Origin of the sequence: Ornithinibacillus sp. FSL M8-0202, from assembly GCF_037975285.1 — a bacterium.
GTDB lineage: Bacteria > Bacillota > Bacilli > Bacillales > Amphibacillaceae > Ornithinibacillus > Ornithinibacillus massiliensis.
On the sequence record NZ_CP150248.1, the window covers coordinates 1,337,295 to 1,363,662 of the forward strand.

Annotated in this window: 21 protein-coding genes, 2 pseudogenes and 1 riboswitch; of the genes and pseudogenes, 11 read left to right on the top strand and 12 right to left on the bottom strand. The window is 35.0% G+C overall.

Features of this window, described 5'->3' with window-relative positions; translation table 11 throughout:
* Position 1 precedes the first annotated feature (1 nt).
* The gene (locus MKY78_RS06860) at positions 2-658 is read right to left on the bottom strand and encodes a PspA/IM30 family protein (RefSeq protein ID WP_339217088.1); all 657 of its coding nucleotides are present in this window, start codon (positions 656-658) and stop codon (positions 2-4) included.
* A 385-nt stretch (positions 659-1,043) separates the two neighbouring features.
* On the opposite strand from MKY78_RS06860, the gene MKY78_RS06865 reads away from it, so the two are divergent.
* Together MKY78_RS06865 and MKY78_RS06870 are read left to right on the top strand one after the other, a co-directional pair.
* The gene (locus MKY78_RS06865; protein ID WP_339217089.1) at positions 1,044-1,394 is read left to right on the top strand and encodes a hypothetical protein; all 351 of its coding nucleotides are present in this window, start codon (positions 1,044-1,046) and stop codon (positions 1,392-1,394) included.
* Positions 1,395-1,476: 82 nt separating this feature from the next.
* Positions 1,477-2,463, top strand: coding sequence for a 3-oxoacyl-ACP synthase III family protein (locus MKY78_RS06870; RefSeq protein ID WP_339217090.1), 987 nt, complete (start codon positions 1,477-1,479; stop codon positions 2,461-2,463).
* 363 nt (positions 2,464-2,826) lie between these two features.
* On the opposite strand, the pseudogene MKY78_RS06875 reads toward MKY78_RS06870, so the two are convergent.
* A pseudogene (locus tag MKY78_RS06875) lies at positions 2,827-3,090 on the bottom strand (ABC transporter ATP-binding protein); the annotation flags it as partial.
* 74 nt (positions 3,091-3,164) lie between these two features.
* Between MKY78_RS06875 and mgtE the strand changes: the two are divergent.
* The 4 genes and pseudogenes from mgtE to MKY78_RS06895 form a co-directional block, all read left to right on the top strand.
* A pseudogene (gene mgtE / locus MKY78_RS06880) lies at positions 3,165-3,806 on the top strand (magnesium transporter); the annotation flags it as partial.
* Positions 3,807-4,039: 233 nt separating this feature from the next.
* Complete coding sequence (locus MKY78_RS06885) at positions 4,040-4,687, top strand: DUF421 domain-containing protein (RefSeq protein ID WP_339217091.1); 648 nt, start codon at positions 4,040-4,042, stop codon at positions 4,685-4,687.
* Positions 4,688-5,066: 379 nt separating this feature from the next.
* A complete protein-coding gene (locus tag MKY78_RS06890) occupies positions 5,067-6,779 on the top strand; it encodes a serine hydrolase (RefSeq protein WP_339217092.1) in 1,713 nt (570 codons plus the stop codon).
* A gap of 663 nt (positions 6,780-7,442) precedes the next feature.
* Entirely contained in the window at positions 7,443-8,990 is a 1,548-nt protein-coding gene (locus MKY78_RS06895; protein ID WP_339217093.1) for a BCCT family transporter, read from the top strand.
* Between the two features lie 366 nt (positions 8,991-9,356).
* Here the strand turns inward: MKY78_RS06895 and MKY78_RS06900 are convergent, their stop codons facing one another.
* The 7 genes from MKY78_RS06900 to MKY78_RS06930 all read right to left on the bottom strand — a co-directional run bounded on the left by MKY78_RS06900 (position 9,357) and on the right by MKY78_RS06930 (position 16,827).
* A complete protein-coding gene (locus MKY78_RS06900) occupies positions 9,357-10,559 on the bottom strand; it encodes an aspartate kinase (RefSeq protein ID WP_339217094.1) in 1,203 nt (400 codons plus the stop codon).
* A gap of 122 nt (positions 10,560-10,681) precedes the next feature.
* A riboswitch (Lysine riboswitch) is annotated at positions 10,682-10,859 on the bottom strand.
* Positions 10,860-11,034: 175 nt separating this feature from the next.
* Entirely contained in the window at positions 11,035-12,573 is a 1,539-nt protein-coding gene (locus MKY78_RS06905; RefSeq protein ID WP_186869087.1) for an AbgT family transporter, read from the bottom strand.
* A 223-nt stretch (positions 12,574-12,796) separates the two neighbouring features.
* Complete coding sequence (locus tag MKY78_RS06910; protein ID WP_186869088.1) at positions 12,797-13,252, bottom strand: DUF4279 domain-containing protein; 456 nt, start codon at positions 13,250-13,252, stop codon at positions 12,797-12,799.
* A gap of 297 nt (positions 13,253-13,549) precedes the next feature.
* A complete protein-coding gene (locus tag MKY78_RS06915; protein ID WP_186869089.1) occupies positions 13,550-14,140 on the bottom strand; it encodes a DUF421 domain-containing protein in 591 nt (196 codons plus the stop codon).
* Positions 14,141-14,452: 312 nt separating this feature from the next.
* On the bottom strand, positions 14,453-14,908 hold the full coding sequence (locus MKY78_RS06920; RefSeq protein ID WP_186869090.1) for an SRPBCC family protein: 456 nt from the start codon (positions 14,906-14,908) through the stop codon (positions 14,453-14,455).
* 538 nt (positions 14,909-15,446) lie between these two features.
* Entirely contained in the window at positions 15,447-15,788 is a 342-nt protein-coding gene (locus MKY78_RS06925; RefSeq protein WP_186869091.1) for a hypothetical protein, read from the bottom strand.
* Positions 15,789-16,599: 811 nt separating this feature from the next.
* A complete protein-coding gene (locus tag MKY78_RS06930; RefSeq protein ID WP_339217095.1) occupies positions 16,600-16,827 on the bottom strand; it encodes a hypothetical protein in 228 nt (75 codons plus the stop codon).
* A 596-nt stretch (positions 16,828-17,423) separates the two neighbouring features.
* Between MKY78_RS06930 and MKY78_RS06935 the strand changes: the two genes are divergently transcribed.
* Positions 17,424-17,702 (top strand): alpha/beta hydrolase, encoded by a 279-nt coding sequence (locus MKY78_RS06935; RefSeq protein WP_260052621.1) that lies wholly within the window; start codon positions 17,424-17,426, stop codon positions 17,700-17,702.
* A gap of 68 nt (positions 17,703-17,770) precedes the next feature.
* Positions 17,771-18,400 (top strand): alpha/beta hydrolase, encoded by a 630-nt coding sequence (locus MKY78_RS06940; protein ID WP_339217096.1) that lies wholly within the window; start codon positions 17,771-17,773, stop codon positions 18,398-18,400.
* Between the two features lie 160 nt (positions 18,401-18,560).
* On the opposite strand, the gene MKY78_RS06945 is transcribed toward MKY78_RS06940, so the two are convergent.
* Positions 18,561-19,154 (bottom strand): TetR/AcrR family transcriptional regulator, encoded by a 594-nt coding sequence (locus tag MKY78_RS06945; RefSeq protein ID WP_260052620.1) that lies wholly within the window; start codon positions 19,152-19,154, stop codon positions 18,561-18,563.
* A 101-nt stretch (positions 19,155-19,255) separates the two neighbouring features.
* Between MKY78_RS06945 and MKY78_RS06950 the strand changes: the two genes are divergently transcribed.
* Entirely contained in the window at positions 19,256-19,969 is a 714-nt protein-coding gene (locus MKY78_RS06950; RefSeq protein WP_216884058.1) for a GAP family protein, read from the top strand.
* A 22-nt stretch (positions 19,970-19,991) separates the two neighbouring features.
* Complete coding sequence (locus tag MKY78_RS06955) at positions 19,992-20,213, top strand: hypothetical protein (protein WP_260053274.1); 222 nt, start codon at positions 19,992-19,994, stop codon at positions 20,211-20,213.
* Positions 20,214-20,668: 455 nt separating this feature from the next.
* Here MKY78_RS06955 and MKY78_RS06960 read toward each other — a convergent pair whose 3' ends face one another.
* A complete protein-coding gene (locus MKY78_RS06960; protein WP_206271147.1) occupies positions 20,669-21,718 on the bottom strand; it encodes a CHAT domain-containing protein in 1,050 nt (349 codons plus the stop codon).
* A 172-nt stretch (positions 21,719-21,890) separates the two neighbouring features.
* On the opposite strand from MKY78_RS06960, the gene MKY78_RS06965 reads away from it, so the two are divergent.
* Positions 21,891-23,015, top strand: a complete 1,125-nt coding sequence (locus MKY78_RS06965; protein WP_339214128.1) for an IS4 family transposase — start codon at positions 21,891-21,893, stop codon at positions 23,013-23,015.
* 299 nt (positions 23,016-23,314) lie between these two features.
* Here MKY78_RS06965 and MKY78_RS06970 read toward each other — a convergent pair whose 3' ends face one another.
* The gene (locus MKY78_RS06970) at positions 23,315-26,362 is read right to left on the bottom strand and encodes a type III restriction-modification system endonuclease (RefSeq protein WP_206271146.1); all 3,048 of its coding nucleotides are present in this window, start codon (positions 26,360-26,362) and stop codon (positions 23,315-23,317) included.
* Between the last annotated feature and the right edge of the window lie 6 nt (positions 26,363-26,368).

Genomic DNA, 26,368 nt, shown 5'->3' on the forward strand with positions numbered 1-26,368 from the left:
GCTATTTTAGTTTATCTTTTAATGCTGCCATCTCTATATCAATACTTTCATCATATGGTGAGGAAATGGCCTCTATGTCAGAATCGAGTCCATACCGTAATTCTTCCAGAGCTTCAGCCTCTGCCAACGCCCGATTGGCTTTTTCCTCTAGCTGATCAAACTTTGTTAAACGAACGTTTGATTGAGACGGACCATTCTCCATTGCTTTCTTCTTACTTTCTGCAGCTTGTAGTCGTCCTACTAAAGTATCCCGTTTATTTTTGAGCTCCATTACATCATACTTTAACTTCTCTTGGGCAAGCTTCATTTGTTCAGCCTTCAGAGAGGCAAGCTCATATTGCTTTTCCAAATCCTGTAGTTTCACCTTCAGATTAGCCTTTTCCATTAAAAATCTCCGTGCTTTATCCTCATCGTCTACTTCAAGGGATTTAATCGCATAACGCTCCATCTTTTTCATTTCTGATTTGCATTCCTCAAGCTGTCTACGTGTACGATTCATCGCTGTTATTGCTGCATCACTTTCCACATTTAAATCTCTTAAGTCCTGCTCTATTTCGCGAATAAACCGGTTTACTTCTACTTCCGGGTCTTCTTCTTTTCTAAATTTCTCTTCTATATTGCTTGCTAAAATAGCTCGAATTCGTTTGAAAGTACTCATTTCCGCTCACCACTCCCCTACTTTCTATAGTACTATAAATACGGTTGTATAGCGTAAAAAGTTTCAGGAAACTAAAAACATGGTTGTCGCTTCCTTCTTAGGAATAACCTACCCAAAAGACAAAACGCTCCTACCTCTATACCCTCATCTAGTGATTATCCTATGCTTATTCACATGTAGAGTAACTAGTACACTAGTATTACAGGCTTTTAACATGATTCACATAATTGGATAAAACCATTAATTTATATTTAAAAGATTTTATTAAATGTCGATAATATAGTGGGAGTTGTTCATTATTTAAGTTTTGAATGAAAAATAATCATAGTAAAGCATCGTAATGATACGTAACTCCTATATTTCAAAAGAGGAGCTGAATTTCACTATGGCTGATGGAACTTATACAATGAAGGTTAATGTAGCAAAGAAGACGATTGACATGACCGTAAGTGGTACCTTTACCCCTGAAAAAGCTCAACAGTTTATTGATGATTATCAAAAGAAGGTATCATCCATTAATGCAAGTGAATTTGTTTTAGAATTTGATTGCAGAGATTTGGATGTCGTAACCCAACAGATGATACCAACTCTTGAGAGCTGTTTAGAACTGTATAAATCATCTGGATTTAAAAAAGTAGAAGTAGGAATTAGCAAGAGTGCTATCATTTCCATGCAATTAAACCGCTTGGCAAAAAAAGTTGGATTAGACAATTTCGAGGTCGTTCAAAAATATTAGTTTAATGAAGGTAAGGAACCATTACGTTTCCCTACCTTTTTTACCATTCTTTGTATCTACTAAATTATTCGAGAGGTATATTATGACTAATATCAGAATTAAAGCAGTGGATGTTTATCATGCAAAAAAACAAGTTGACAATGCTGTATACGTTGAACACTTTCAAAAACAAGGAAAAGATATAACAAATTTCTTGCATATAATGGGTAGAAACAAGCGTTATGTAATTGATAATCAAGAGGAAAATACGAATACAATGGCGATTGAGGCTGCCAATCGGGTGTTAAAAAAGGCTGAGCTAGAAGGAAAGGATATCGATATGATTGTCTTTTCGAGTCAAGTACCTGAAGTCACTGTTCCTACCAATGCTATGTTCCTTCATCATGCCATTGAGGCAAAAAAAAGTACGGTTATTTTCGATATGAATGCCAATTGTGCTGGAATGACAATTGCAGTAGAACAGGCTTCACGATACATGATGTCTAACCCTCATGTTGATACAGCCCTTGTGGTAGGCTCTGATTATCTTTCTTTAGTGGCCGATCCAAATGATGCGATGACTTATGCTAACTTCGGAGATGCTGCTAGCGCAGTTATCTTAGAAAAGACCGAGGAAGAAACAGGCTTTATAGATGCTATGTTCGAAGTAGACTCTAGTAATCGAAATAATATTTTATTTCCAGAGAAGGGACTAGCCCAAACCATTAAAGCTGGAGAAAGAGCAGAATCGATGCGCTGGCTTCCATTTGATGGAACGATGTCTCTACCTTATACTTATGACATGTTTGAAACCATATTAGAGAGAAATCAGCTCACTATTGAAGATGTCGATGTTTTCTGCTTATCTCAATTTGCTAAAGTGAATATTGATAAAATACAAGAGCGCTTTAATATACCGCAGGAAAAAATCATTTATGTAGGGGATGAGTATGGCTATACTGGGACAAGTAGTCCATTTATTGCCCTCCATGAAGGGATTGAAACTGGTAGGATAAAGCGTGGTGACTTAGCATTATTCTGGACCATTGGTGGTGGCCACGAGTTTATTACGATGCTATTTCGCTATTAATAGATTTCTAGATATCACCTTGCTTACTAAATTTCCCTTTCGTTACCTAAACATAACGTAAGCATGGTTTACTCTAATAATAAATAGAATCGATTTATAACAGAAGTAAGAGCGAAACAAATGAATACGAATCCATACTAGCCCTGGAAATATACCTATACTTCATAAGATAATAGTGTCCTCCTCATGAAGAGGTAACCTCCATCATATCAAGTTAGGTATACTTCCGGAGCAAGGTATATGCTAATCGAGCTTTATGTTAGCCTTCACTACTAGCCCATAGTAAAAATACGAATTGCCACAATGGACACATATCCACAACTAAATGGTCAAAATCGCCTTCCCGCTATGTTTATCATTAATTTAGAATCCCTTTTCCATTAACCATCGCATAATGCTTTCTTCTCTTCTCTTGCTATCGTCAAATTGGGTATTATATTTACTCATTTTCTTCTCTCCGACGAGCTTTCCATCCGCCATTAACAACACCCTATCCGTTTTCGCTGCTACTTTAGCATCGTGGGTAACTAGTAGAATCGTTGTTCCTTGTTTATTAATTTCAGTAAGGATGGACATAATTTCTGCTGTTGCTTTGGAGTCCAATGCTCCGGTAGGTTCATCTCCAAAATTTTGGCGTCCAATTTATTTAAGAGATTCTGTTGTTGTTCTTTGTCGAGCTCCTGAAGTATATCTGCTACCATGTGTTAGTTGGGATTCTTACAGTTGATGACATGATCGATGTACTAATGAAAGAAGCGACAGAAGACATAGAGAAATTGTCAGCTTCAGGTAAAGATATTGACTTTGATACGAAAGCACCAGTAGCAGCCTATCGGAGATTACCTTGGCTAATTCTACTATTGTTTATTGGATTAATATCCGGAACGATTGTCAGTACTTTTGAAGAAACACTTGAAAAAGTTGTCGCTTTAGCATTCTTCATGCCGATGATCGCAGGAATGACTGGAAATACGGGTACACAGTCATTGGCTGTAGTTGTTAGAGGGCTTACTACACGAGATATTAACAAAGTCGTGATAGCCAAGATTATTTGTAGAGAGCTATTAGTAGGTATTATTATCGGCGTAACTTGCGGAATTCTGATTTCCGTAATTGCGTATATTTGGCAAGGTAGTCCGATACTAGGACTCGTTGTCGGTAGTACTTTAGTGGTCACTCTTATTATCGGAACATTAGCAGGAACTATCATTCCATTAATTCTCCATCATTTTAAAATTGATCCTGCTGTAGCATCCGGGCCACTAATTACAACCTTAAATGATATTTTGTCATTAATGATTTACTTTGGCATTGCGACAATTTTTATAAGCCACTTAATGTAGATATCAAAAAAATTCCCCTTATAAAATGCGGATAAATACTTGTCTGTTTTTTATATGGGGATTTTTTTATGCGTATTAAAAAAAACATTATTAGGCTCATCACCGTAATCCCCGCGAATTTTTCTTAAGTAATCATGTAAGTATCATTTATCATCTTTCTCTATGAATGGATTACTTTATACATGGAATAATACCAACTGTATACGTTTAATGGTCTAGGAGGAATTTGGGGTTTGGGTGAAATCGTCATTACTTTACTACGAACACTAATCGTTTTTATTGTACTATTACTATTATTTCGTTTAATGGGAAAAAAAGAATTAGGAGAGATAAGTTTACTTGATATTATTGTCTCTCTCATGATCGCAGAACTAGCAGTTATATCAATTGAAGACATTAAGATCTCTATGATTAGAGCATTATCGCCTATCTTTTTACTTATTCTCTTACAGGTAACACTCGAAACCTTTGGAGTAAAAAGTCAAAAGTTTCGTAAAATAGTTGAAGGTACGCCAGTTATGTTAATTGATAATGGCAAATTAATTGAGGAAAATCTCCGAAAGCATAAATATACTTTAGATGATATTCTATTTCAATTAAGGCAAGCAGAAATCGCAGATATAAGTGAAGTAGAATATGCTGTATTGGAAAGGTCTGGAAAATTATCTATCTTCAAAAGAGGAAATAGCCAATTCACCTTACCATTGATCTTAGATGGCATCATTCAAGAGAACAATATTAAAATACTAAAAAGAACAAAGGAATGGTTACTAACTGAACTACAAAAAAGAGGCTACAATCAAATAGAGAATATATTTTATTGTAGCTACATGAACGAGGAATTTCACATTCAAAAGAAAGACCAGAATGAACGTGTCTAGTTTTAAGTGATTATGGATAGAATACTTCCAGACCGAGTATGAGATTCTCAACTTAACGATACAGCTTTCACCTATTCCCAGTTTCAAGGAAGGTAGAATGCCAATTAATCTTACTAAGAGAGTCAATCTATATCGTATCGTCACTAATCTTGTTAACTATTTGTTATAACAACATTTAATCGGTACGAAAAAGTTCATGACTGTAACCGCACCTTTTTTGTAAAAAGGCTATCCAATCACCCACTACATAAGTCATAATATTTTAATAATTCCATCCATTTTTTGATTCCTAAGTTGCATATACCCCTTCTAATTCTTTTTTTATAATCAAATTACATCATTGACCTTGCTATTATAAAAAATGATAAGGAGGAGAATCATGCTACGTAAACTAGTCTATATAATGTTATCAATTGCCTTAGTCACCATGACGTTGTTTAGTACTGGCGCTACAACCCAAGCCGGATACGACTTTTTTAATGGGCCGACGATTGAAAAACAACATCCTAAGAAGGCATCGCTTAAGCCACATCCGAAATTTTCTTGGGGTAATCCTGTCCCATCCTCGCCAGTTCTACATCCTGGCTCTATCAGAGGCGCTGGAATGATAGAAGCGCCGTTATCGAATATTGATTCCGTAATGGAATCGATGATTGATAATGGAGCATTCCCTGGAGCTGTTACCTTTGTCGCTCGAAGTGGACATATCGTTCAGCACGAAGCGTATGGACATGCTTATTTATACGAAGACGATCAATTTACTGAGGCAGACAATCCAATACTAATGAGAAAAGACACGATTTTTGACCTTGCTTCGATTAGCAAGATTTTCACAACAACGGCAGCAATGAAACTGTATGAAGATGGCCTTTTCCAACTTGATGATCCTGTCGCAAAACACATTCCAGAATTCGCAACGAACGGAAAGCAGCATGTGACGATACGTCAACTCATGACCCACACATCCGGATTTCCACCTAGCGCCCCTGTTTATGATGTAGAGGGGACTCGTGAGGATCGCCACCAATATGTACTCCAGTATCCACTCACAAATGAACCTGGCACCGTATATACCTATAGTGATTTAAATATGATAACGTTAGGAATACTGATTGAGCGCTTATCTGGTCAAAGATTAGATCACTATGTCAAGGAAACCATCACAGATCCGCTTCATATGAACGATACGATGTATAATCCACCTGAATCATTAAAATACCGAATTGCCGCAACAGAGTATATGCCATGGACAGATAGAGGTATTGTATGGGGACAAGTTCATGACGAAAAAGCATGGGCACTTGACGGTGTTGCAGGCCATGCTGGTGTCTTTTCAACTGCTCATGACTTGGCCATTCTTGCACATATGTTTCTTAATGAAGGTAGATATGGAGGAACACAATTATTAAAGCCTGAAACGGTTGCTCTACTAGTAGAAAATCAAATACCAGAATTCCCTGGTGATGATCATGGACTTGGTTGGGAACTATCACAGATGTGGTATATGGAAGGCCTAACGGAGGCATCCTCCCTTGGACATACAGGATATACTGGTACATCCATTGTAATTAATCAAAACAACGACACCATCGCCATATTACTAACCAATCGTGTTCACCCGAGCCGAAATACGGTTTCAACCAATCCAGCGAGACGTCAATTTGCCGAGCTAGTTGCTGATGCGATTCCTGTCTCAATGCCTAATAAGAAAGATGGCGCATGGTTTGCAGGATATGGTGACCTTTTAAATCGAACGCTAACAGCTGAAGTGAATTTAGATACAGATGCAACCTTAACATTTGATACATGGTTTCGAACAGAACAAGACGCAGACTTTGGAATCGTGGAAATATCGTATGATGGGGAAAATTGGGTACAGCTAATCGAACCATTCACAGGTACTAGTATTGACTGGATATCGAAAGAAGTAACCATTCCAGCTGAGACTACACATATCCGTTTCCGCTATCATACAGACACGTATTATCATGGACGTGGTTGGTATGTTGCAAACCTAACGCTCCATAATTCTTCTCATACGAAACTACCGGTAGATTGGGTCAGTGACGATTGGGTAAAACGTAATTATTAAAGCTATATGTTATTTGTCACACTGCCCTAGGTAGAATAATCTGTCTTATAAAGACTAATCTTATGAAGTTACTACCCATGAGTTTTGAGTAAACTTATGGGTAGACTACTAGTTGACTTAGAAGCAAGGACATCTAACTGGATTCCACTTCCTACAAGTTAAATTAGAAACTAACTTAGGGTCTATACCATACCAAAGGACTCCCCTGCGATATAAAGTCCTATTTAAATCTACCACGTGAGTAGTATCTTCATTGCTAAACCCTTCAACAGACTCTACTGTTTTTGACTTATTTTTAAGCAATTTCCTTAAAGAATTTTCCTTTAAAATATATCTCTCCAACTCCCCTTTCATCTTCAGTAATTGCACCAACACTTCATCACTCCATTTCCATCTTTTCTATCAAATGCTTCTCTTAACAGTTCAGTGGTTTGACTGAATGGCGTTTTATCGATATAATATTAAACTTATCATTCGGCTAATCAGGTTTTTAAATTTAAATGAAGGTAGGTGAAATTATTTTAGACGACTATAATAGGTGTAGGTTCAGAAAGAGAGCAAGTGGTACTTCAGTTCCGTAACCTTTTCCTCAAGACATCAAAGATTATCAATAGAAGATTAACATAACGTTCTCGCTTCGTTATATATTCTGGGAGGAAAAGAATGAAAACAATAAAGAATTTCAAAACGGACTGGACTACATTTGCTGTAAGTGGAGGATTTTTATTCCTCTTTGTCATTTTTTCATTAATTGACATCGATATGGTTGAAGGTTGGGTAACCGATTCCTTCAATTGGTCCGTAACTTTTTTTGGTGCGTATTGGCAATTATTATTACTAGGGAATTTTGTAATTGGTATTATATTAGCTTTTTCTAAATATGGAAATCTGAAGTTAGGAAAAATGGAGAAGCCTGAGAACGGTTATTTCCGTTGGATTTCTATGATTTTATGTACGCTTCTAGCTAGTGGTGGTGTTTTTTGGGCTGCATCAGAGCCAATCTATCATTTTGTTACCACTCCACCGTTGTTTGAAAATATTGGGATGACACCACAAGAGGCAGTCACACCAGCTTTATCACAAAGCTTTGTGCACTGGGGCTTCCTAGCTTGGGCGTGTTTAGGTACGTTAACAACTATTGTCCTCATGTATGCTCATTATCATAAAGGATATCCACTTAAACCACGTGCTATTTTATACCCTATTTTCGGTGAAAAAATATTTACCAAAAGTATAATTGGTTCAACTGCAGATATTGTTTCCATTATTGCAGTTGCTGCAGGTACCATGGGTCCGATTGGATTTTTAGGTCTGCAAATTGGTTATGGACTTCACTTTTTACTAGATATTCCAGATACGTTGGCTACGAATATTATCGTTGTTGGCGCATTAATCCTTATTGCTGCTATATCAGTAGCAAGTGGTGTTGACAAAGGTATTCAATTCTTAAGTCGTTTAAATGTTATATTTGTTGTATTATTAACAGCAATCATTCTCATTATTGGTCCAACCATGTTTTTAATCGATTCTTTTATTAGTGCGGAAGCATTTCAATTACAGCATTTTTTTGAAATGAATTTATATCGTGCAGATCAAGCTTGGCTTGGTTATTGGACAGTATTTTTCTGGGGCTGGTTCCTAGGCTATGCACCAATGATGGCTATTTTTATTAGTAAAATATCGCGTGGTCGTACGATAAGAGAGCTTATTATAGCTGTATCTATTATCGCTCCATTAGTTAGTAATTTCTGGTTTGCCGTTGTTGGTGGAACTGGATTATCTCATGAACTAGAAAATCCTGGTTCCATTTCAACCCCATTAGATGCTGGTGGAATGCCTGCGACCGTAATGGCAATTATGGATCAACTACCAATGGGATTATGGATAGCTATTGGGTTCTTAATCGTTAGTATAGTGTTTGTATCGACTACAGTGGATTCCATTTCCTATACAGTAGCCGTAACCTTACAAGGTACAGATCAACCACAAAAGTGGATGAGAGTCTTTTGGGTCGTTTTATTCGGTATATTATCCGTCGTACTACTCACAATTGGGGAAGGTAGTATACAAGCGTTACAAAACTTTATTGTTGTAACAGCAGTACCTGTATCGATATTGCTCCTTCCACCACTATGGAGTGCACCAAAAATTGTAAAGCAGATGGCAAAAGAACAACATATAGTACCTTCAGTTGAATCTACAAAGAAGTGAAGGTAGAAGTTGTAAAATAAGAACTTTATAGACGAATATGTCTTACCATAACATTATTAATAAGTGAACACTAAAAGAGATTGGGCCAGAATGAAAGGCTCTATATGGAAAACCGAACTATAAACGATACTAGCTCCGGAAATATACCTAGACTCCTTTGAGAGGATAGGACACGCATGAGGCCAGGCCCCTCATGAAGTTGTCGCACTTGTACTAGAAGTGACAGCGAACTATATTCCTAAAGTGAAGTATGTGAACGATGTTCGGTTTTTCCTTTGATTAGAACCTTTTGTCCCAGCCTCTTACCTCTTAAATAGGAAAGCAAGAACCCCTAGATGAAATCCACTAGCATGCACCGCTAAAAAACTATAGATCAAAGCTTTTGCACAAAAGTAGTACTGCTTTTTCCCCATTTTCGATATCTAAAACATAAGAAATGCTGATTTCTGATGTCGTGACCTGATAAAATGGAATATCGGATTCAATTAATGTACGAAAGACTTTGGAGGCAACCCCCGTCATGTCACGCATTCCTGAACCAATAACGGATACTTTAGCAAATTGGTTTTCTATTTTGAAATAGAGCTCAGGATAGTCTTCTTTTAGATGGGAGAAGATTTTCTGGATTTGATATTCTTCCGTGTCTTTCATCGTAAAGGATAATTGTAATCCTTCATTGTTCGTGATCTGTGAGATCATATCGACATTAACTTCCTCTTGCTCCAAATGGATGAATACTCTATCAAGTAGGTGTATATCATTCTCAGGATAGTTCAATGTCACATGAATCATATCCTGATCAATCGCAACACCTGTGACCGCTTTTTTCTCTATCATTTCTACCGTTGACATAACCCAAGTTCCTTTCTCATCTGACAGTGTTTTACCTAAGTAAATAGGAATATTGAAATTCTTTGCTATTTCTACGCTTCGAGATACGAGAACACCTGAACCAAGCGCACTCATCTCCATCATTTCCTCATATGAAACTACTTGTAACCGTTTAGCATTAGGATAGATTCGCGGGTCGGTACTATAAACCCCAGCCACATCTGTATAGATTTCGCATGGGCATTGAATTGCTGCTGCAAGTGCTACCGCTGTCGTATCAGATCCTCCACGGCCAAGTGTAGTAATTTCATTGTCCGTATTAAATCCTTGGAAACCAGCGACGATAAGAACATCATATGTTTCAAAGAGTTGCTCAAAAAGCTTAGTATTAATCTTTGAAATCTTGCTCTTTAAATGATGGCCAACTGTTTCGATACCAGCTTGGTAACCTGTAAGAGGCTTAGATTTTACTCCTAGATCATTTAGAATAATAGATAGATAGGAGATGGTCTGCTGTTCACCGGTTGTTAGGAGGACAGCCAAATCCTGTTCGTTAGGTGATTGAGTAATCATACTCACCTGTTCCAATAGTTCATCTGTTGTCTTCCCCATTGCACTAACGACTACTACTAGCTGTTCTCCCTGTCTCACGCGGTCCTTCAAGTAGCCTGCTATACCTTTAATTTTCTCCAGACTACTAACACTCGTACCGCCAAATTTAAGTACATTTCGTTTCATAATCTTCCTTCTTTCTACGGATGCTGCTACCTCCAAGATGGGTCAGAAATTGGGCATAGTATTATCCCAACAACAAAAAAACAAGCCGAGTATTCCGACTTGTTTCATGATCTGTCCTATGTACAAGTGGAAGCACTCCATTATTCAAAGAATAATGACAGACTGCATACTCTTAATATACAATCCAACAGAGACCTGTCTGCAAACAGAGCTCTATTTCGGCAAAGGCCCCTTTCGCTTACTACAATTTGCAGATTTATATAGTAAGTTACTGATGACATTCGCACCTCATCCAATTAGTATTCAATTAATATTGTAAGTATATGAAAATTTCGCCGAATTGTAAACCAATAGCTTAAAAGTTTATCAAACTATTTTTAGATAATAGCCTATTTCTCAATATCCCTTCCTTTTCCATAGAGTTTTGTTACTAGAAAAGCATTGCCTCCTCTGAAGCAATGCTTTTCTAAAATTATTAAGGATGATATTCTAATGGTCCACCTGGTCCAAGTGGTAGTCCTAACAGCATCCAGACAATAAGCATAATCATCCAACTAAATAGGAAGAATATAGAATATGGAACCATTGTGGAAATTAACGTACCAATACCCATTTTTTTATCATATTTCTGTGCAAATGCGATAATTATTGCAAAATAAGTCATCAATGGTGAAATGATATTCGTAGAAGAGTCTGCAATACGATATGCCATTTGTGTTAGCTCTGGTGAATACCCAAGCTGCATCATAATTGGTACAAAGACCGGTGCCATCATCGCCCATTTTGCAGAAGCACTTCCGATAAACAAATTAATAAATGCGGTAATCAAAATAAATAGAATAAGTAACGGAATACCAGTTAAATTAACACTCCCTAGAAAATCCGCACCATAAACACCTATAACTAGTCCGATATTTGTTTCATTAAAGTATGCTACAAACTGTCCCGCTGTAAATGCCAAAACAATAAATGTTCCCATAGATGCCATGGTATCTGACATTTGGCTAGCAACATCCTTATCGCTTCGAATGGATTTGGTAACAATTCCATATGTTATACCAGGAATAAAAAATAGTATAGCAATAATTGGTACTAATGAACTCATAAATGGCGATCGAATTATTTGTTCCATTGCATCGCCCTCTAAACCGCGCATCGGTGCGTTTGGTGGAACTACAAGCAACATCGCAAGTACGATACCGATTACCACTGTAATACTAGCCCAGATTAGACCTTTTTTCTCAATTGCTTGAAGACCTTCCAATTCTTCTTTTTGATCACCTTTATAGGCGCCAAGTCGTGGTTCTACAATTCGTTCTGTAACCCACGCACCGACAAATGTTAATACGAATACCGAAACAGAAATAAACAACCAGTTCATTGCTATGTTCATTGTCTCTGCATATGCTGGGTCAATTATTGCAGCTGCTGCAATCGTCAGCTCCCCTAACATCGCATCCGTACCAGATAATAATAGGTTAGCACTAAATCCTCCAGAAACACCAGCAAATGCTGCCGCCAGACCAGCTAGTGGATGCCTTCCAATCGCAGCAAAAATAAGTGCTCCTAGTGGTGGTAATACAACATACCCTGCATCAGATGCCACACTAGACATAATACCAGCAAAGACTAATCCTAACGTAATAAATCGATTAGGTACAGACAATACAAATCCTCTAAGAAGTGCGCTTATGAGCCCTGTACGTTCCGCCACTCCTATTCCTAACATCGTCAGTAGGACAACGCCCAATGGAGCAAAGCCGATAAAGTTACTTGTCATATTGGTGAATATATATTGAATACCCTCTGCACTTAGCAGATTATTGATCTCTACCGTGGTTCCTTCTTCACCAGGGTGTTCAACACTAATATTTAATGGTTGTAAAGCTGCCGAGAGTAAAATAACAAGAAGTGCCAAAATTGCAAACAATGTTGCTGGATGGGGCAGTTTATTCCCAACTAGTTCAATCCTATCTAAAGAGCTTTGAAATAGCCCCTTTCTTTTTTTCGCCATAAAAAATAGTCCTCCTAAAAACTAATTCTGTTGTTGTAAATTAAACTCATTTCTGAAAATTCAGATTAATAAGCAGGGTGAACACATTTTATCATTGAATAAAATAAATGCACAAATGACATAATAACAGGTTCTAGCCTATTTTTCAAATTAAAATGAAACGGTTTCCACTAATTAACAATTCTTAATCTATTCATCTTTTAGACGAGCACTTTACTTTTTATTATTCTTCGTCGGTATCCTCAACAAAACCGGAAATATAGTCATCAATTTCAATTTCTGCACCTATGTTAAGTGCAAATTGCATTACTTCTAACTCCAAGACATATCCAGGAGAAAGCCCTTCTTCTACATAAACAACTGCTTTTAACTTAGGTTCTATTTGAAATTCTCTTATTAATTCGTTAATAATGTCCACTTTATCTTTAAAGACATGAACTACTTCTTTCATTAACTTTTCGAAATCGTAGGTTTCAACTATACCTGTACTGTATACCCATTCGGTAAATGTGTGTTGTCTTTTTATCTTAGGATTGTTTATGTTTACCCACTCACCTAATTTTATCGTTTCCGTGGGGTTAATTCCTAACCTTTCTGTTACTATTGAAAGTGGAAAATCCCATTCAGGCTCTGTACCTGAAAGGGAAAAATAAATCTCAATTGATGTATCTTTAAACATATGAACCACCCCTAAAATTCTATAGGCTTAGCGCTACTACGTGTCTAATTAATTTCCAACCTGTATCATATAACTTTTTCTTTTATAATGGTCTGCCTCATCCCGTTGTTATCCTATATTCGACAAATTTTTCAAATCTCCTTCTTTATTAATAAGGGAAAGGAGGTAAAAAAAAGTGCTATTATACTCGAAAAAACTTTCCAAAAAAATAACCCTCATCAAATGAAGGTTAATCAATCTGCAAATCTATAACGTCTTGTAACTATTGTCTTAGCATCGTCACGAAAAAAAAAGTACTTATTGTAAATGTTTAGGTATATCATCAGCTTTGTAATTTAAGGTTTCAGTGAAAATATTATCTGGTGATTGATTATTGGTTTCTACTTGTTGTCCGTTTTGAATGAACTTAATCAGGTTTTGAATATCTTCTTTTGTGGCAGGCTGTTTTTCCAGTTTTAAAGTGTATCCTAATTGCCCATTAGATTCTAACGTAGCATATTGAACATCATCAATATTAGAAATCCCTGCGTTCCGTAGTCGTTCTTCTAGTTTATCAACAGTTAATCTATGTTTTTTTAAATTGTTCTCCATTAACTTACCATCTTCAATAACAGGTACAGCTTTACCAGATAGGGCTGTTTCTGCATTGTCAAATTTTAATTGGATAAATTCCGCTAGAATTAAAAAAAGCACCAATAACCCAGCAATCCCAAAAGTAGTCCAAAGTCCCCGGCCAGAGACAGGTTGAATGAGCAATGTACCAATGGCAATCATCATAACCGTTTGGGGAATAGTCATTTGAGAAATTGTTTTTCTTCCACCAATTCTTAAAATGATCGTTCCCACCATAAAAATAAGAAATGTTTGCCAAACTAAGTTTAAATCCACAACAATCATATCCTTTCTTTTATTTATGCTTTAGAATATGATTTGTCTAGGTTTTGATTTTATACGGAAGGACTGGGGTTTGGACCTTCTGTTTCCGTAAGTGGGCTTTAGTCCATTACTGCACGTCTTTAATATATACTCAAAACATAATCTTTTATTAGCAATACACAATCAGATTTAATTTGTTGCACTGTTGTGTTACCCTCCAGAAGTAGAAATAGATTGATCTATAATGGTTTAGTTACAGACTTTTTACTAGGCAACTCAGAAACTCAGATATAATGTAACCCTTATCTGACTCCCTAGTCTGTTTTATTCAACATCTTCTGCAATCCTTTTTAGTTCTTTAGCACGAGAGCTAATAAAATTTGCCATATATCTCTCCAAAAATAATTTGTCTACAATAATACCAACGATACCGAACGGTGACTTATATTCAAAGATATCTATCATTATAGTCCCGCCATTCTTTTCTACGAATCGATGAGTATGTGTAAAAGAATTAAAAGCGCCTTTTACCATGACATCAACAAACATGGTGGGCTTTTCCATATGAATTACTTTTGCTGTTAACTTTTGTCTAATACCGAAATGGGTAGCTTCCCAAGTAACAGTATCGCCCTTCCTTAATAGACCTTGAGTAATCCCACCAACAGCTTCTTCCTTAGTTTTAGAAGTAGTTTTAGTATGTATTTCTACGTTTCTTGCAAGGTCAAAGCATACTTCCCTTGATGCTAGAATAAATTGCTCATGCTTAATAATAGGCATTAGCTATCTCCTTTATAATAAAATTATTATAAGCAATGTTCATATCCTCTTTCACTTAATCGATAAGAATACCGAAATTCTATAATAAAAGTTTCTCTTGCTACTTAGATAAATAAACCGCTGTATATTTAGATTCCAATAAAAATATAACATCACTAGTTTACGATACATGCTTATAGTAACAAAAGAAAAAAAGGCTTCTCATAAATTTACCCAACTTATGAGAAGCCTTTATTAAACTATTATTAACTACAACTTAATTACATAAAATCTTTAGGGGAGAGTTTATATCATGCTACCCATAGCAGCTAAACCCCTTAATTTAATAACCATTTACGTATGAGACCGGTGGTATGGTAGAATTGGTGTAGAAATCAACAAATTTTTAGAAGCAGGTAAGATATTCCCTGTCTCTAAATCTTATCTTTAATGAAGTTGGCTGTAACTTCCGTATGAATATCCGATTCTAATCCGTTTCCATTTCTCCTTCAAAGTGTTCTAAATTCTCTAAGGGTGTACTGTTAGGTGTATAAATAGATTATTGTTCCACATCTCCCTTACCGTTAACATAATATGAATAGATATAAAGAGGTTCGGTTTCAAAAATAACTTTTAAGTAATAGGGATTTTCCGTTTTGTTTTCCCTAAAATCTATTGTAGAAATCTCCCAATTTTCATTCGGATATTTAGATTCCAGATAATCTTCCAACTCTATTTTTCTCACTGTAAGTTGATAATCAATCCAAAATGGGCGGGCAATAAAGAATATAACTTCAGCTAGTAGAACATAAACTGTTAAAGTAAGTAATACTTTCCTCTTCTTTTTAAATAATAGTGCTACTATTAAAAATAACATTAAGACTCCAGTAGCAAGCATCATTTCAATAATAGTAATTGGATGCAAAACACTCACCTTTTTCTAGTTTTATTAGTTAAAAGGAGTTGTCGAATTGTGAAGTTATTCATTTCTCCTCAAAAAAGTTAATGTTAATTTTCAGCAACTACTTTAGCCTGTTCTTCGTTAACCTCAACCCCACTAGCAAAAACGCCATTACTGTAAAGTAACTATAGCAAAAAATAAGCACATAACACTAATTAATTTTAATACCTTTACCATATAATCTTTTGATTTGCGAATGCACTCATTCCTGACATTGCAAGTCTATGACAAAATGTATGACGAAAAGTATGTGCTGATACACGAACATCTTTAAAGTTCATCTTATTATCTTGAAGGTAACGGAAAATCATTATCGCATTTTGAGTTAATTGTATATTATCTCTTTTTACAAATACATAATCACTCAACTCCCCCCAGTATTGTGAGCAGAATGTCTTATATCCAGTTAATCCCTTAGATAACTTTTCTGTAATTGGTATTGTTTCTTTTCTTCGTGTTTTACCAAATACTGAAATATTATAAATAACAAAGTCTAGATCAGACCATTAAATTGATTATCCCACCTCTTCGGATTCCAGTACCTAGTATTAGAACAACCATCATATAATCTCTGTATGCCACATAACTTTTCTCCGCTGTTTAATGCGTCTGTAGAAACTTAACATCTGTCTTATTTACTCGTCTGTGAACACATCAATCTTCACATCTTCTTTTTGTCTTTTCACCTTGTGTGCTGGACTTTTATTTATTACCTCACATTCAACTATATAGTTTAAAACTGTTTTAATCCTCATAAGCTTGGTGTTAATTGTTCCCGCTCGGTTTCCTTTCTCTTGGCATTCCCAAAGATATTACTTAATGTGACTGTAATTAATGTCCTCCACATTTCTACTTCATTATCAATACAATAGTAGATAAATTCTCCAAGCAACGTCTGATAATTCCTTATGTTCGTCTTGGTTGTGTTCTTGTAACGCCTGTCATTCAAGAAATCTTGAAAAGCAAACTTTAACAACATAAAAAGACTACCTCCTTGTTTTTTAGGAAGTAGTCTATACTTTATAAAAAGATTATTTATATAACTGGTTCTCTAAAAGGGTGAAAAATAGCTTTAACTATTTCTCAGATGTTTGGCTAAAAAGCCTTACATCATGCCACCCATCTTTGAGGGGATATTTTATAGCAACATACAACAGCAAAAGTGCGATATTGCAAGCTTTTTCCTATACTTAGATTCCATGACATTCAATGAAAAATAAAAATAAGTTAGCAAAAAGTTAGCAACGAGAAAATACAAAAATATTCTATTTTAGACTAGATTATTTTTATAATAGTACTGTAGTTTTAAAATTTAGTTTAATCGTTTATAAAAAAGTTGTACCATTTTACCTCTTTAAATTTTTATCTGAAGTGATTTTCCAATTACTCGGATAACAGATGAAAGAGAGGAGAGAAAAGAGTTCGATTTCTCCCCTTTCTTTTTTTGTGTAAGCCCTGATATTACTGGATTTACTCAATATAATTTCAATAAAAATTCAAAACTCATCCAATAGGATTTTTACCCAATCAAAATTAATATCAATCAGGCTGGTTCAATAAAGTGTCCAGTCTTTATTGTGTTCAATTAATGCTCAATTAACAAAAATGTACAATAAAGGATTTACTGAAAAGCAAATAAAATTAAAAGATGGTACTGTATTAAATTATGGTGAAGGACCGAGTAACGGCAAAACACCACTGCTATTAATTCATGGACAAGCTATGACATGGGAAGATTATGCAAAGGTATTACCCGAAATCTCAGAGTACTATCATGTTTATGCGGTTGATTGTCATGGTCATGGAGAGTCCGATTGGAATCCTGAAAAATATTCAGCTAAGGCAATGCAATAGATTTTGCTGAATTTATCGAAGAAGAAATAGGAGAGAAAACGGTTATATCTGGTCATTCTTCAGGCGGAATGATTGCAGCATGGATGGCGGCATATTTTCCAGAGCTAGTGCTAGGGACTGTAATTGAAGATTCCCCTTTATTCGTAACAGAACGAGATAGACGAGAGAAAACATATGTGTGGGTATATGGATTTCAAATGTATGAAGACTTTAAAAATCAGCAAGAAGTGAAAGATTATTTCACTTACTCTTTACGGAATAGTTACTGGAAAAAGTTATTTGGAAACATCCTTTGGAAAAAATTCTCGAAGGATGCTATCAACTATCGTAAAAAACAACCAAACAAGCCAGTACATTTAGTTTATTTGCCGCCACAAATTAATAGGATCTTTGAAACTGAAACATATCCATTTGGTCGCAAATTTGGAGAAACCTTTTACGATAATTCATGGTTTGACGATTATAATCAATCGGAAGTATTATCAAAAATCAAAAGTCCTACTATATTCATAAAAGCGAAAACAACTTTAGATGAAGGTTTATTAGTAGCAGCATTGTCAGATGAAGATGCAGATTGTGTTGTTGAATTATTGCATAATGGTAAAAGAGTAGATGTCGATACACTGGGACATGATATTCACTACGATAAGCCAAAAGAATTTACGGAAATTTTGGTTAGTTTTTTGAAAGATTTATAAATTTTAGGAGTAAGGGTAAATAAGTTTGATTGTATGACTGCTAAAAATATGTTTGGCCAAAATCCACAAATCTCTAATCCAATAGAAAATCAATTTGAATAACAATTAGGGTGGAAGTAGATAATCTAATAAGAATGAATTATCTACTTCCGAGTATTGTTTATTTATTACAGAGTGTTTTTAAATGATAACTGATTACTTCCTTCACCTTTTCTGGAGTATACACATCTGGTCTTAACAAGGTATGGAATGACAGCCCTTCAATCAATGCAGATAACCGACTGCTTTCTAAATCTGCATTAACTGATTCCGATAATATTCCTTTTAGAGTTAATATCTTGATCATTGAATTTGCTAAATCATATGTACCATCCGTCATTTCGTCTTTCTTCTCTTTTAATGCATCACTTGTTAGGGAACGGAGTGCAAAAATCCACCAAACACTCGTTTCAATTTTCTTTTCTTCGTCGATTGGTACAAGCTCCAGTAACACTTCCTCAACTGCCTGTAATGGATTTTTTGACCATTCTTTATGATCAGAACGCTTTTTTCCTTCTTCTATGTAGTATTCTATAATAAACAGCAGCATTTCATCTTTAGTTGAAAAATAATGTCTTAACGCACCAGGAGACATTCCTGCTTCAGCAGCGACTCTTCGTATTGATGCTTTCTCAATACCCTCCTTCTCAATAATCTTCCATGCAGCTTCAGCAATTAACTTTCGTTTCTTGTCATGATTAACAAATTTTGGCATGAATAAATATCACTTCCTTTTTTTAATACAATGTGTTATTATCTTTTTAGCACAGTGTGTTATTTTGATGATATCACACTTTATAAAGGGGGACTAATTATTTGATTGAAATCATTGAAACAATGATGCCTTCCTCATCAATAGATATATCCGTAGCCCTACTAATTATCTCTATTTGTGCATTAGTTGATATATTAAGTCCTGGTGTGCTAGCTATTACGGGCTATTTATTACTTACACAACCTAATCAGCTTTCTTCTCGTCTATTTGTATTTTTATTTGTTATTCAGTTAGGTTATTTCATGATTGGTATATTACTGTACTTTGGTGGGGACACACTATTGGGGTTGATTGAAAATTTATCAGAATTTGATTTTATCAATTGGTTTTATACTGTCACGGGAACACTTCTTGTTTTGGTTAGCTTCATAAAACCAAAAGAGGGCACAATAGAACGTCTTACGTCATGGATTCCAAGACAGACAACAATAAAGGGAATAATTATTTTGGGTATTATTGTGTTTCTTATTGAATTTGTAACGGCATTGCCTTATTTTTATTCGATTTTTTTATTAAATCATCTGTCAATTAATTCCTTTTCTTCTATATTTGTAATAATTGGGTACAATCTTGTAATGGTGCTTCCTTCTCTATTATTGTTAGGAATTAGTATTGTGTTTAAAGATAAACTGCAGAACTTTCTAAAGAATATAAAAACAAAATTAAATGAAGCACCAATTTCTTCACTATTAGTAGCAATAGGTGTAGTAGGTGCAGTATTTTTTAATATTGGTATTAGAGGTATCTTAAATTAAAAAAATGAACGAGGTGTTTAATATGAAAGAAGTTATTAGTGGAATTAGTTTACTTTTCGTAATCCAAGGAGTAGGAGGTTTAATCAATCATTTGACAAATGGTGGAAAAAGTTGGTTTTTAGTGAATTATATTGATGTGTTTCAAGGTTGGGAAATTGCGATAGATATTTTATTGATTGTTATTGGTGGGGTTATTGGTTTATTTTCTATGAAAAAATCTAGTTCATCTAGAAATGGTAAATAAAGAGTGAGATGATTTTCTCTCCCTTCACAGCTTTTCTTAATAAAATAACTTAAATTCATAGGTTAAAAAACCTTGTTTATCTTAGCGTTGTTGGCATCGAATGTAAGTCTAAAATGGAATAATGATGATCGATTGATACGAAAATTTATATGTACTATGAAGTGAGAATAATAAATCAACAAAAACATTTCAAGAGGGTTTAAAATTTTTCTAGGAGGATGGATAGAGGGAGCTTTCTATATCATAGCTCCCTTTCTATTAGTTGTAGCAATGAACATCTACGCACATATGACCAAAAATATAGAAGAAAAGACCTCTCAAAAGTTCAGTGAACTAACGAAAGGTCTTCTCTAAAAATTTTATTGTATGGCGTTTCAAAATTATGGATGTTAGCAAAAAGTTAGTATTATATGTTCTATCTATAGTTGAACGACAAATACAATTCAAAAATAAAATTAAGGTTTTACTATAATTAATTCGTTTGGATCAAGTCCGTCTCTCACATACAATTCTGGCGTATCCTCTTCTGGAATACCTTCAAGCATTAAAGCAGCTTTCCCTTGTTCGAATGCTTTTTTCACCGAGAGTCCAAATCCAATAGCAGAATAAAACTGAGCAGCAAAGACCCTAGCTGCTTCATCCCCAATGGTAGTCGTCATTCCAATGGCTGCATCCACATGTTGTACTACTTCTTGTGCTTGTCCATAAGAAAAACAGGTATTAAAAAACACTAATTTAATTTCATCTGATGTACTCATCATTGTTTGAACTATAGCCTCTTTAGAAACAAGTTTTGCATTACCTTGATTGTCTTGGAAGACGAGTTCATCGTCCTCAGATCCATGTCCACTAAAGTGAATAATTGCAGGATTTTCCTCATTAATTGCTTGTATTACGTCCAAAGCTCTAGTAGCCCACCGAGTATCGAATGATACAGAATCCCTATGTTCTGATTTTCTTATCATCTCTTGAATGGCTCTAGCCTCTTCATCCAATCTTAACTGTGGTGCATCTAATGGATTTGATGCCATAAATAGGACAGTAATTTCCTCTGGTAAATTTTTCAATTCTCCTAATACCCTATTTGTCTCTTCGTGCATTTCACCATGTCTATTCAGCATTCCACTAAACTCCTTCATACGTTTTTCGCTATCTGCTAGTCTTCTTTTTTCGGCATCATCTCTTTTCTTTTGCTCACGTTCAACTTCACGACCCAGCTTCTTTTCTGCAGCTACTACATCTCCCTCAATTCTTGCTATTTTTTTATCAATATCCGCAACCTTTTTATCTATATCTGCTAGTTTCTTTTCTTCACGTCCAATTTCTCTATATTTGGAATTTATGGTGGCAGTTGACTTTGTTCTTCCTATAGTTGCTTTAGCTGATGTAATTTTTTTCTTATGTGACGGTATTTTTCCTAATTCGGTGGCTTTAGAGTTCCTTAATCTGTTTAACTCATCCTTTTTTCTCTTGATTGTTCTTCTATACGTTTCAATGAGCGACAAAATGTCCGACCTCCCAAAATTTAATTTCATTATATTCACTAGCGTCGCATTAAAATAATTTGCAAACATATAAAAATTAAAATATTCTGATATATTGTTTATTCATAAAAAAATCCTTTATAATGGTTGGATGGTAGTAAACCGATCCAAATCCAAAATAAAGGACAAACACATGGATAAGTTTACTCGAAAAACATCATTTGAACAATGGTTTTCGCTTATTTCATCTGACTTTTTACAGGAACAAGTGGAAAACTATCAATTAGATTACTATACGAAAAAGCTTTATACCCAATCTTTCTTGAAATTATTGTTGTATGCACAGCTTCATGAAACGGAAAGTTTACGCGCTTTAAGCGATTGTGTCTTCTCGGAAGATTTACAAGATGCCACCAATTTGGAGGCCATTAGCTTCTCCCAATTAGGAAGGAGACTCAATCAAATTCCGACAGATTTTTTTCAAGCCATTTTTCTTCGATTGGTAGCGCAAATTCACGACAAATCTGACTTTCAAACCAGACGAAAAAGGACAACACCACTCAAAATCATCGATTCAAGTACCTTACCGTTAAGCTTGAATAACCACCGTTGGGCAAACTTCCGTAAAACAAAGGCCGGTGTCAAACTCCATTTGCGTCTTGTTTTTATGGAAAAAGGTTGTTCCTATCCCGATGAAGCCAAGCTCACGAATGCGAAAGAACACGATCGAGGTCAACTCGAAGTATTGGTTGACGATAAAGAATGTATGTATGTGTTTGATCGAGGCTATTTGGATTACGAACGGTTTGATCGTATGACAGACGACGGTTACTTTTTCGTCTCACGCTTGCGCAAAAATGCGGTCACTCGTACATTAGAAACCTGCTCTTTACCAGAAGATTCGTCTGTTTTATCCGATGAAATAGTAGTGATTGGTACGACACAAAATCGTTCAGAGAATGTATTTAGACTGTTGAAAGTGATGGATACCAAAGGAAATGAGTTGCATTTACTGACTAATCGCTTTGATTTAGGTGCAGATGAAATCGCAGAACTGTATAAATCTCGCTGGGCGATCGAACTATTTTTCAAGTGGATGAAACAGCACTTAAATATTAAAAAGTTTTATGGTCAGAGTGAACAAGCTGTACATAATCAAGTCTACATCGCGATGATCGTGTACTGTTTAAACGTGTTGATACAACTCGAAACCAATAGTCAACGCACCTATTTACAGATCAGTCGCTATTTAAAGGCTGTCTTGTGGCAATCTGCGCATATATGGATACGCAAGATCGAGGGAAAAAGTGTTCCATAAAGCAATTGGTTGTCGTTGATACTTAGTTAAGACGTTATAGTAAAAAAATGGATGTTTACTACTTTTGCTTAGTTGTCTTTCTTTTTCATCAAAAAAGAAGAGAATAATAACCGGAAAATTCAGACATTATTTATGCAACGCTAGTGCATTATATTATACTTAATATTCTACACGTAAAATCTTATTGTTACAAACATACGTTCCGTATATTATCACTAAAAAGACAGTCCCATTATTGATAGGAACTGCCTTCTGATGTTTATACTTACGTTGTCTTTTGCTGAGAGTAGTCCTCTTGGCTACTGCTTTTTTTCAATGAGTTGATTAACAATATCAAGTATCTTCTCATTGTTTGTTTGCCTTGTATAGGTAACACTGATTCCATTTCTATTGAGCTTATCACCTAGCTCTCCTAACCCCGCTTGTCCTTCATATTCATCGTTAATTCCTGATTCTTTAACCATGCCAAAGAGTTTATTTGCAGCTTCTATTTTATGATCCTCTGTACCTCTAAGATCTTGTTTTTTCTTAACACCTTTACTCTCAACAACAAGGTTAATTGTAGGTTTGCCTTCTTTATCCTTGATTACATACATAAAGTCTGGGCTATATGTACTTCCATCTATGAAAGGTATTTGCATGGTGCGTTTTGGTATTTTTCCATATACCTCAACGCTACTGATATTCTCAATTATGTTATTTTCTTCAATTTCAGAGTCAAATAAAATTGTGTCATACAAATAAGTTTCCAAGGGAGTTCCTTTTCTTTCTTTCACACCTAAATAAGCAGATGTTTTTACGAAATCCCTAGGGTGCCCATTTTCTTCTGTGAGTTCTGTAGGGTGAACAGTTGTGTTTGGTAATTTTCTGTACGAATATATTTTCAAAAGTTCATCATAGATTCGCTGCTTAAAATATATAGAGAAACTTCTAACTGTATCCTTTGTAAAGAAGGCCTTTTCTATCTTTTTCAATTTTGATGCTCTTACTATCCCTGCATGTATTAAAGGAATAGATAAATTTGTACTTTCAGCTATAGCTTTTAAAAACGTACCATAATTCAAGGTTTCACCATATGAACTATCAATTGAGTCTAGGGTTACATTAAATATTAACTCACCTTGCACCATTTCTGATGTTTCTCTCTTAGTTCGTCTAACCGTTTTATTTATCAAATCCTCCGTGATTACATCGGAAACAATGCTTATAAGTACATCATTATTGATTGTGTCAAAATGTAAATAGTATTTTTCATTTAACTGTTCCCAGAGTTCTTTTAACTTCCAATAGTTATCCTTGCGAATGGCAACCTCTTTATTTTTATCAATATTTCGATCACGAATTCTACTTTTATCGAGTTTATTAAATATTTCAGGATACTCCGTCATGAAATTTTGTAACTTTTCTGTTTTTATTTCTCTATCAAATGAAATATACCCTTTACTCATTAAATCTATAAGAACTTCTTCATTACTTAATCCTTTGTTTGTTGCAATTTTTTCAATTTGTTCTGATGTGATTTCCTTTTGCTCAAATGATGTTTCACCATAAATTTCTTCTTCCAGTTTTTTGACAAAGTCTTTTTCAGTAAAGTCTACGATATAATTTAGCATAAAGGTTTCATTTTCAATACGATTTCCTGTCTCATCTACAGGTAGACGTAATCCACGTCCAATTTCCTGCAATTTACTGTTATCACTTCCACTAGATCGTAACTTCGCAATTGTAAAGATATTTGGGTTATCCCAACCTTCTTTTAACGTCCATTTAGAAAAGATGAAGCGTGTTGTATTTGCTTTGCCATCCTTATGTACTAAACTCAAGAGCTTTTCTTTATCGAAAAGAATTGTATTTACTTCTCTCTCAATTTCCTCTTCAGAAGAAAAGTTATCCTGTGAGAAATATCCTGCATGTGTTTCATTTATATTCGCAAGGGATTCCTCCAGATATTTTTGATATTCCGATTCAAAAATATTACATTTATCAATTTCTTCTTCTAATTTTTTGCTTAATTCTTCTTCAAAAATATTCTTTAGATAAGGTTCTTTCTTGTCATTATCTCGATAAGAATGAATATCATCAATAAAGAATAAAGCTAGAGTTTTAATTTTAAATTTCCGTTTGAAATTCTCACGCTCTGTTTCAAAATGCCTTTTTAAGGCTAATCGTATGGATTCCCTTACATAAGAAGTTGCAAATACATCCGCAAAAAATACATCACCTGTGAACTTTTCTTCTCCATTACTTAAAATAACCTTAGTGGCTAAAATACCATCTATAGTAATTCCCGAAAGCTTTGGAGAGAGCAGACTTAACGAATCATGTGTTTTCAACTCTTTTGTAGTTTTAATTATTTGACCTTGCTCATTTAATTCTGTTTTTTGAAAACGAACAAATTCGCCCTTTTTCATTGTTAGGATTTTAAATACTTCTTCTTCATTGTCGGGACTCTCGACATGTTCTTTTGCTACACCCTTAATGAGATTGTTTTCAAATGCCTTATGAATGTTTAAGTCATATATTAAGTTTTGATAATCTTTTACTTCAACTCTATTTTTCCCCCTACCAATGAATTCACTTGGAAAGGTAGCCCCAAAACGTATAATCATCTGCGGTTTTACCTGTTCTTCTATAAATTTGAACGTTGCGTTGTCACGACTAAAACGATGTGGTTCGTCTATGATCATAATGGGTCTAGTGGCAGAAATTGCGTCAATCGGTCTATAATATCCTTCAATATGAGAATCGTAATCATCTCGTACCAAAACCCCGTTTTTGCTCTCCTTCAAATGTTGCATATTAACTAACAATACTTCTATCGTATTTCTTTGGAGATTTGAAGATGTTACAAAGTCACGGATGCTGTTCGGTACATATTTCTTTTTACCTTTTTTTGTTTTAATACTCTCAACAGTCCTCAGTTTTATTTCTGTATTGTAACCACACACATTTTTGAAATGATTGACGTTACTTTGTGCTTTCATGAAATTTGCTGTTCCAGCCTTTATAGCTAATGAAGGCACTGCAATAATGAACTTTTTAAAACCATACAACTTATTCAATTCATAAATAGCCTTTGTGTAAACATATGTTTTACCAGTACCAGTTTCCATTTTTATATCAATATTCAAATAATCTACTTCTTTTCGACTAACTCCCTGCATATTAGAAGGCAAATCTTCTTGTACCCGCTTAATATTTTGATATAAATAAGGACTACCAATATCAATAATAGGATTTTCAATACTATTCATTGGTTTTTGTATACCGACGTTTGAGAATATTGAACAAAGTCTCTCTATCGGAATTGTTTGATGTTCTAAATTTCTTTTTAAGATTAGTTCCAACTTTGT

Bases quoted from the DNA above. Each gene is read 5' to 3' on its own strand.
- MKY78_RS06860 (WP_339217088.1), bottom strand. From the start codon at position 658: ATGAGTACTTTCAAACGAATTCGAGCTATTTTAGCAAGCAATATAGAA.
- MKY78_RS06865 (WP_339217089.1), top strand. From the start codon at position 1,044: ATGGCTGATGGAACTTATACAATGAAGGTTAATGTAGCAAAGAAGACG.
- MKY78_RS06870 (WP_339217090.1), top strand. From the start codon at position 1,477: ATGACTAATATCAGAATTAAAGCAGTGGATGTTTATCATGCAAAAAAA.
- MKY78_RS06890 (WP_339217092.1), top strand. From the start codon at position 5,067: ATGCTACGTAAACTAGTCTATATAATGTTATCAATTGCCTTAGTCACC.
- MKY78_RS06895 (WP_339217093.1), top strand. From the start codon at position 7,443: ATGAAAACAATAAAGAATTTCAAAACGGACTGGACTACATTTGCTGTA.
- MKY78_RS06900 (WP_339217094.1), bottom strand. From the start codon at position 10,559: ATGAAACGAAATGTACTTAAATTTGGCGGTACGAGTGTTAGTAGTCTG.
- MKY78_RS06905 (WP_186869087.1), bottom strand. From the start codon at position 12,573: ATGGCGAAAAAAAGAAAGGGGCTATTTCAAAGCTCTTTAGATAGGATT.
- MKY78_RS06910 (WP_186869088.1), bottom strand. From the start codon at position 13,252: ATGTTTAAAGATACATCAATTGAGATTTATTTTTCCCTTTCAGGTACA.
- MKY78_RS06920 (WP_186869090.1), bottom strand. From the start codon at position 14,908: ATGCCTATTATTAAGCATGAGCAATTTATTCTAGCATCAAGGGAAGTA.
- MKY78_RS06925 (WP_186869091.1), bottom strand. From the start codon at position 15,788: ATGATGCTTGCTACTGGAGTCTTAATGTTATTTTTAATAGTAGCACTA.
- MKY78_RS06930 (WP_339217095.1), bottom strand. From the start codon at position 16,827: ATGTTGTTAAAGTTTGCTTTTCAAGATTTCTTGAATGACAGGCGTTAC.
- MKY78_RS06940 (WP_339217096.1), top strand. From the start codon at position 17,771: ATGATTGCAGCATGGATGGCGGCATATTTTCCAGAGCTAGTGCTAGGG.
- MKY78_RS06945 (WP_260052620.1), bottom strand. From the start codon at position 19,154: ATGCCAAAATTTGTTAATCATGACAAGAAACGAAAGTTAATTGCTGAA.
- MKY78_RS06955 (WP_260053274.1), top strand. From the start codon at position 19,992: ATGAAAGAAGTTATTAGTGGAATTAGTTTACTTTTCGTAATCCAAGGA.
- MKY78_RS06965 (WP_339214128.1), top strand. From the start codon at position 21,891: ATGGATAAGTTTACTCGAAAAACATCATTTGAACAATGGTTTTCGCTT.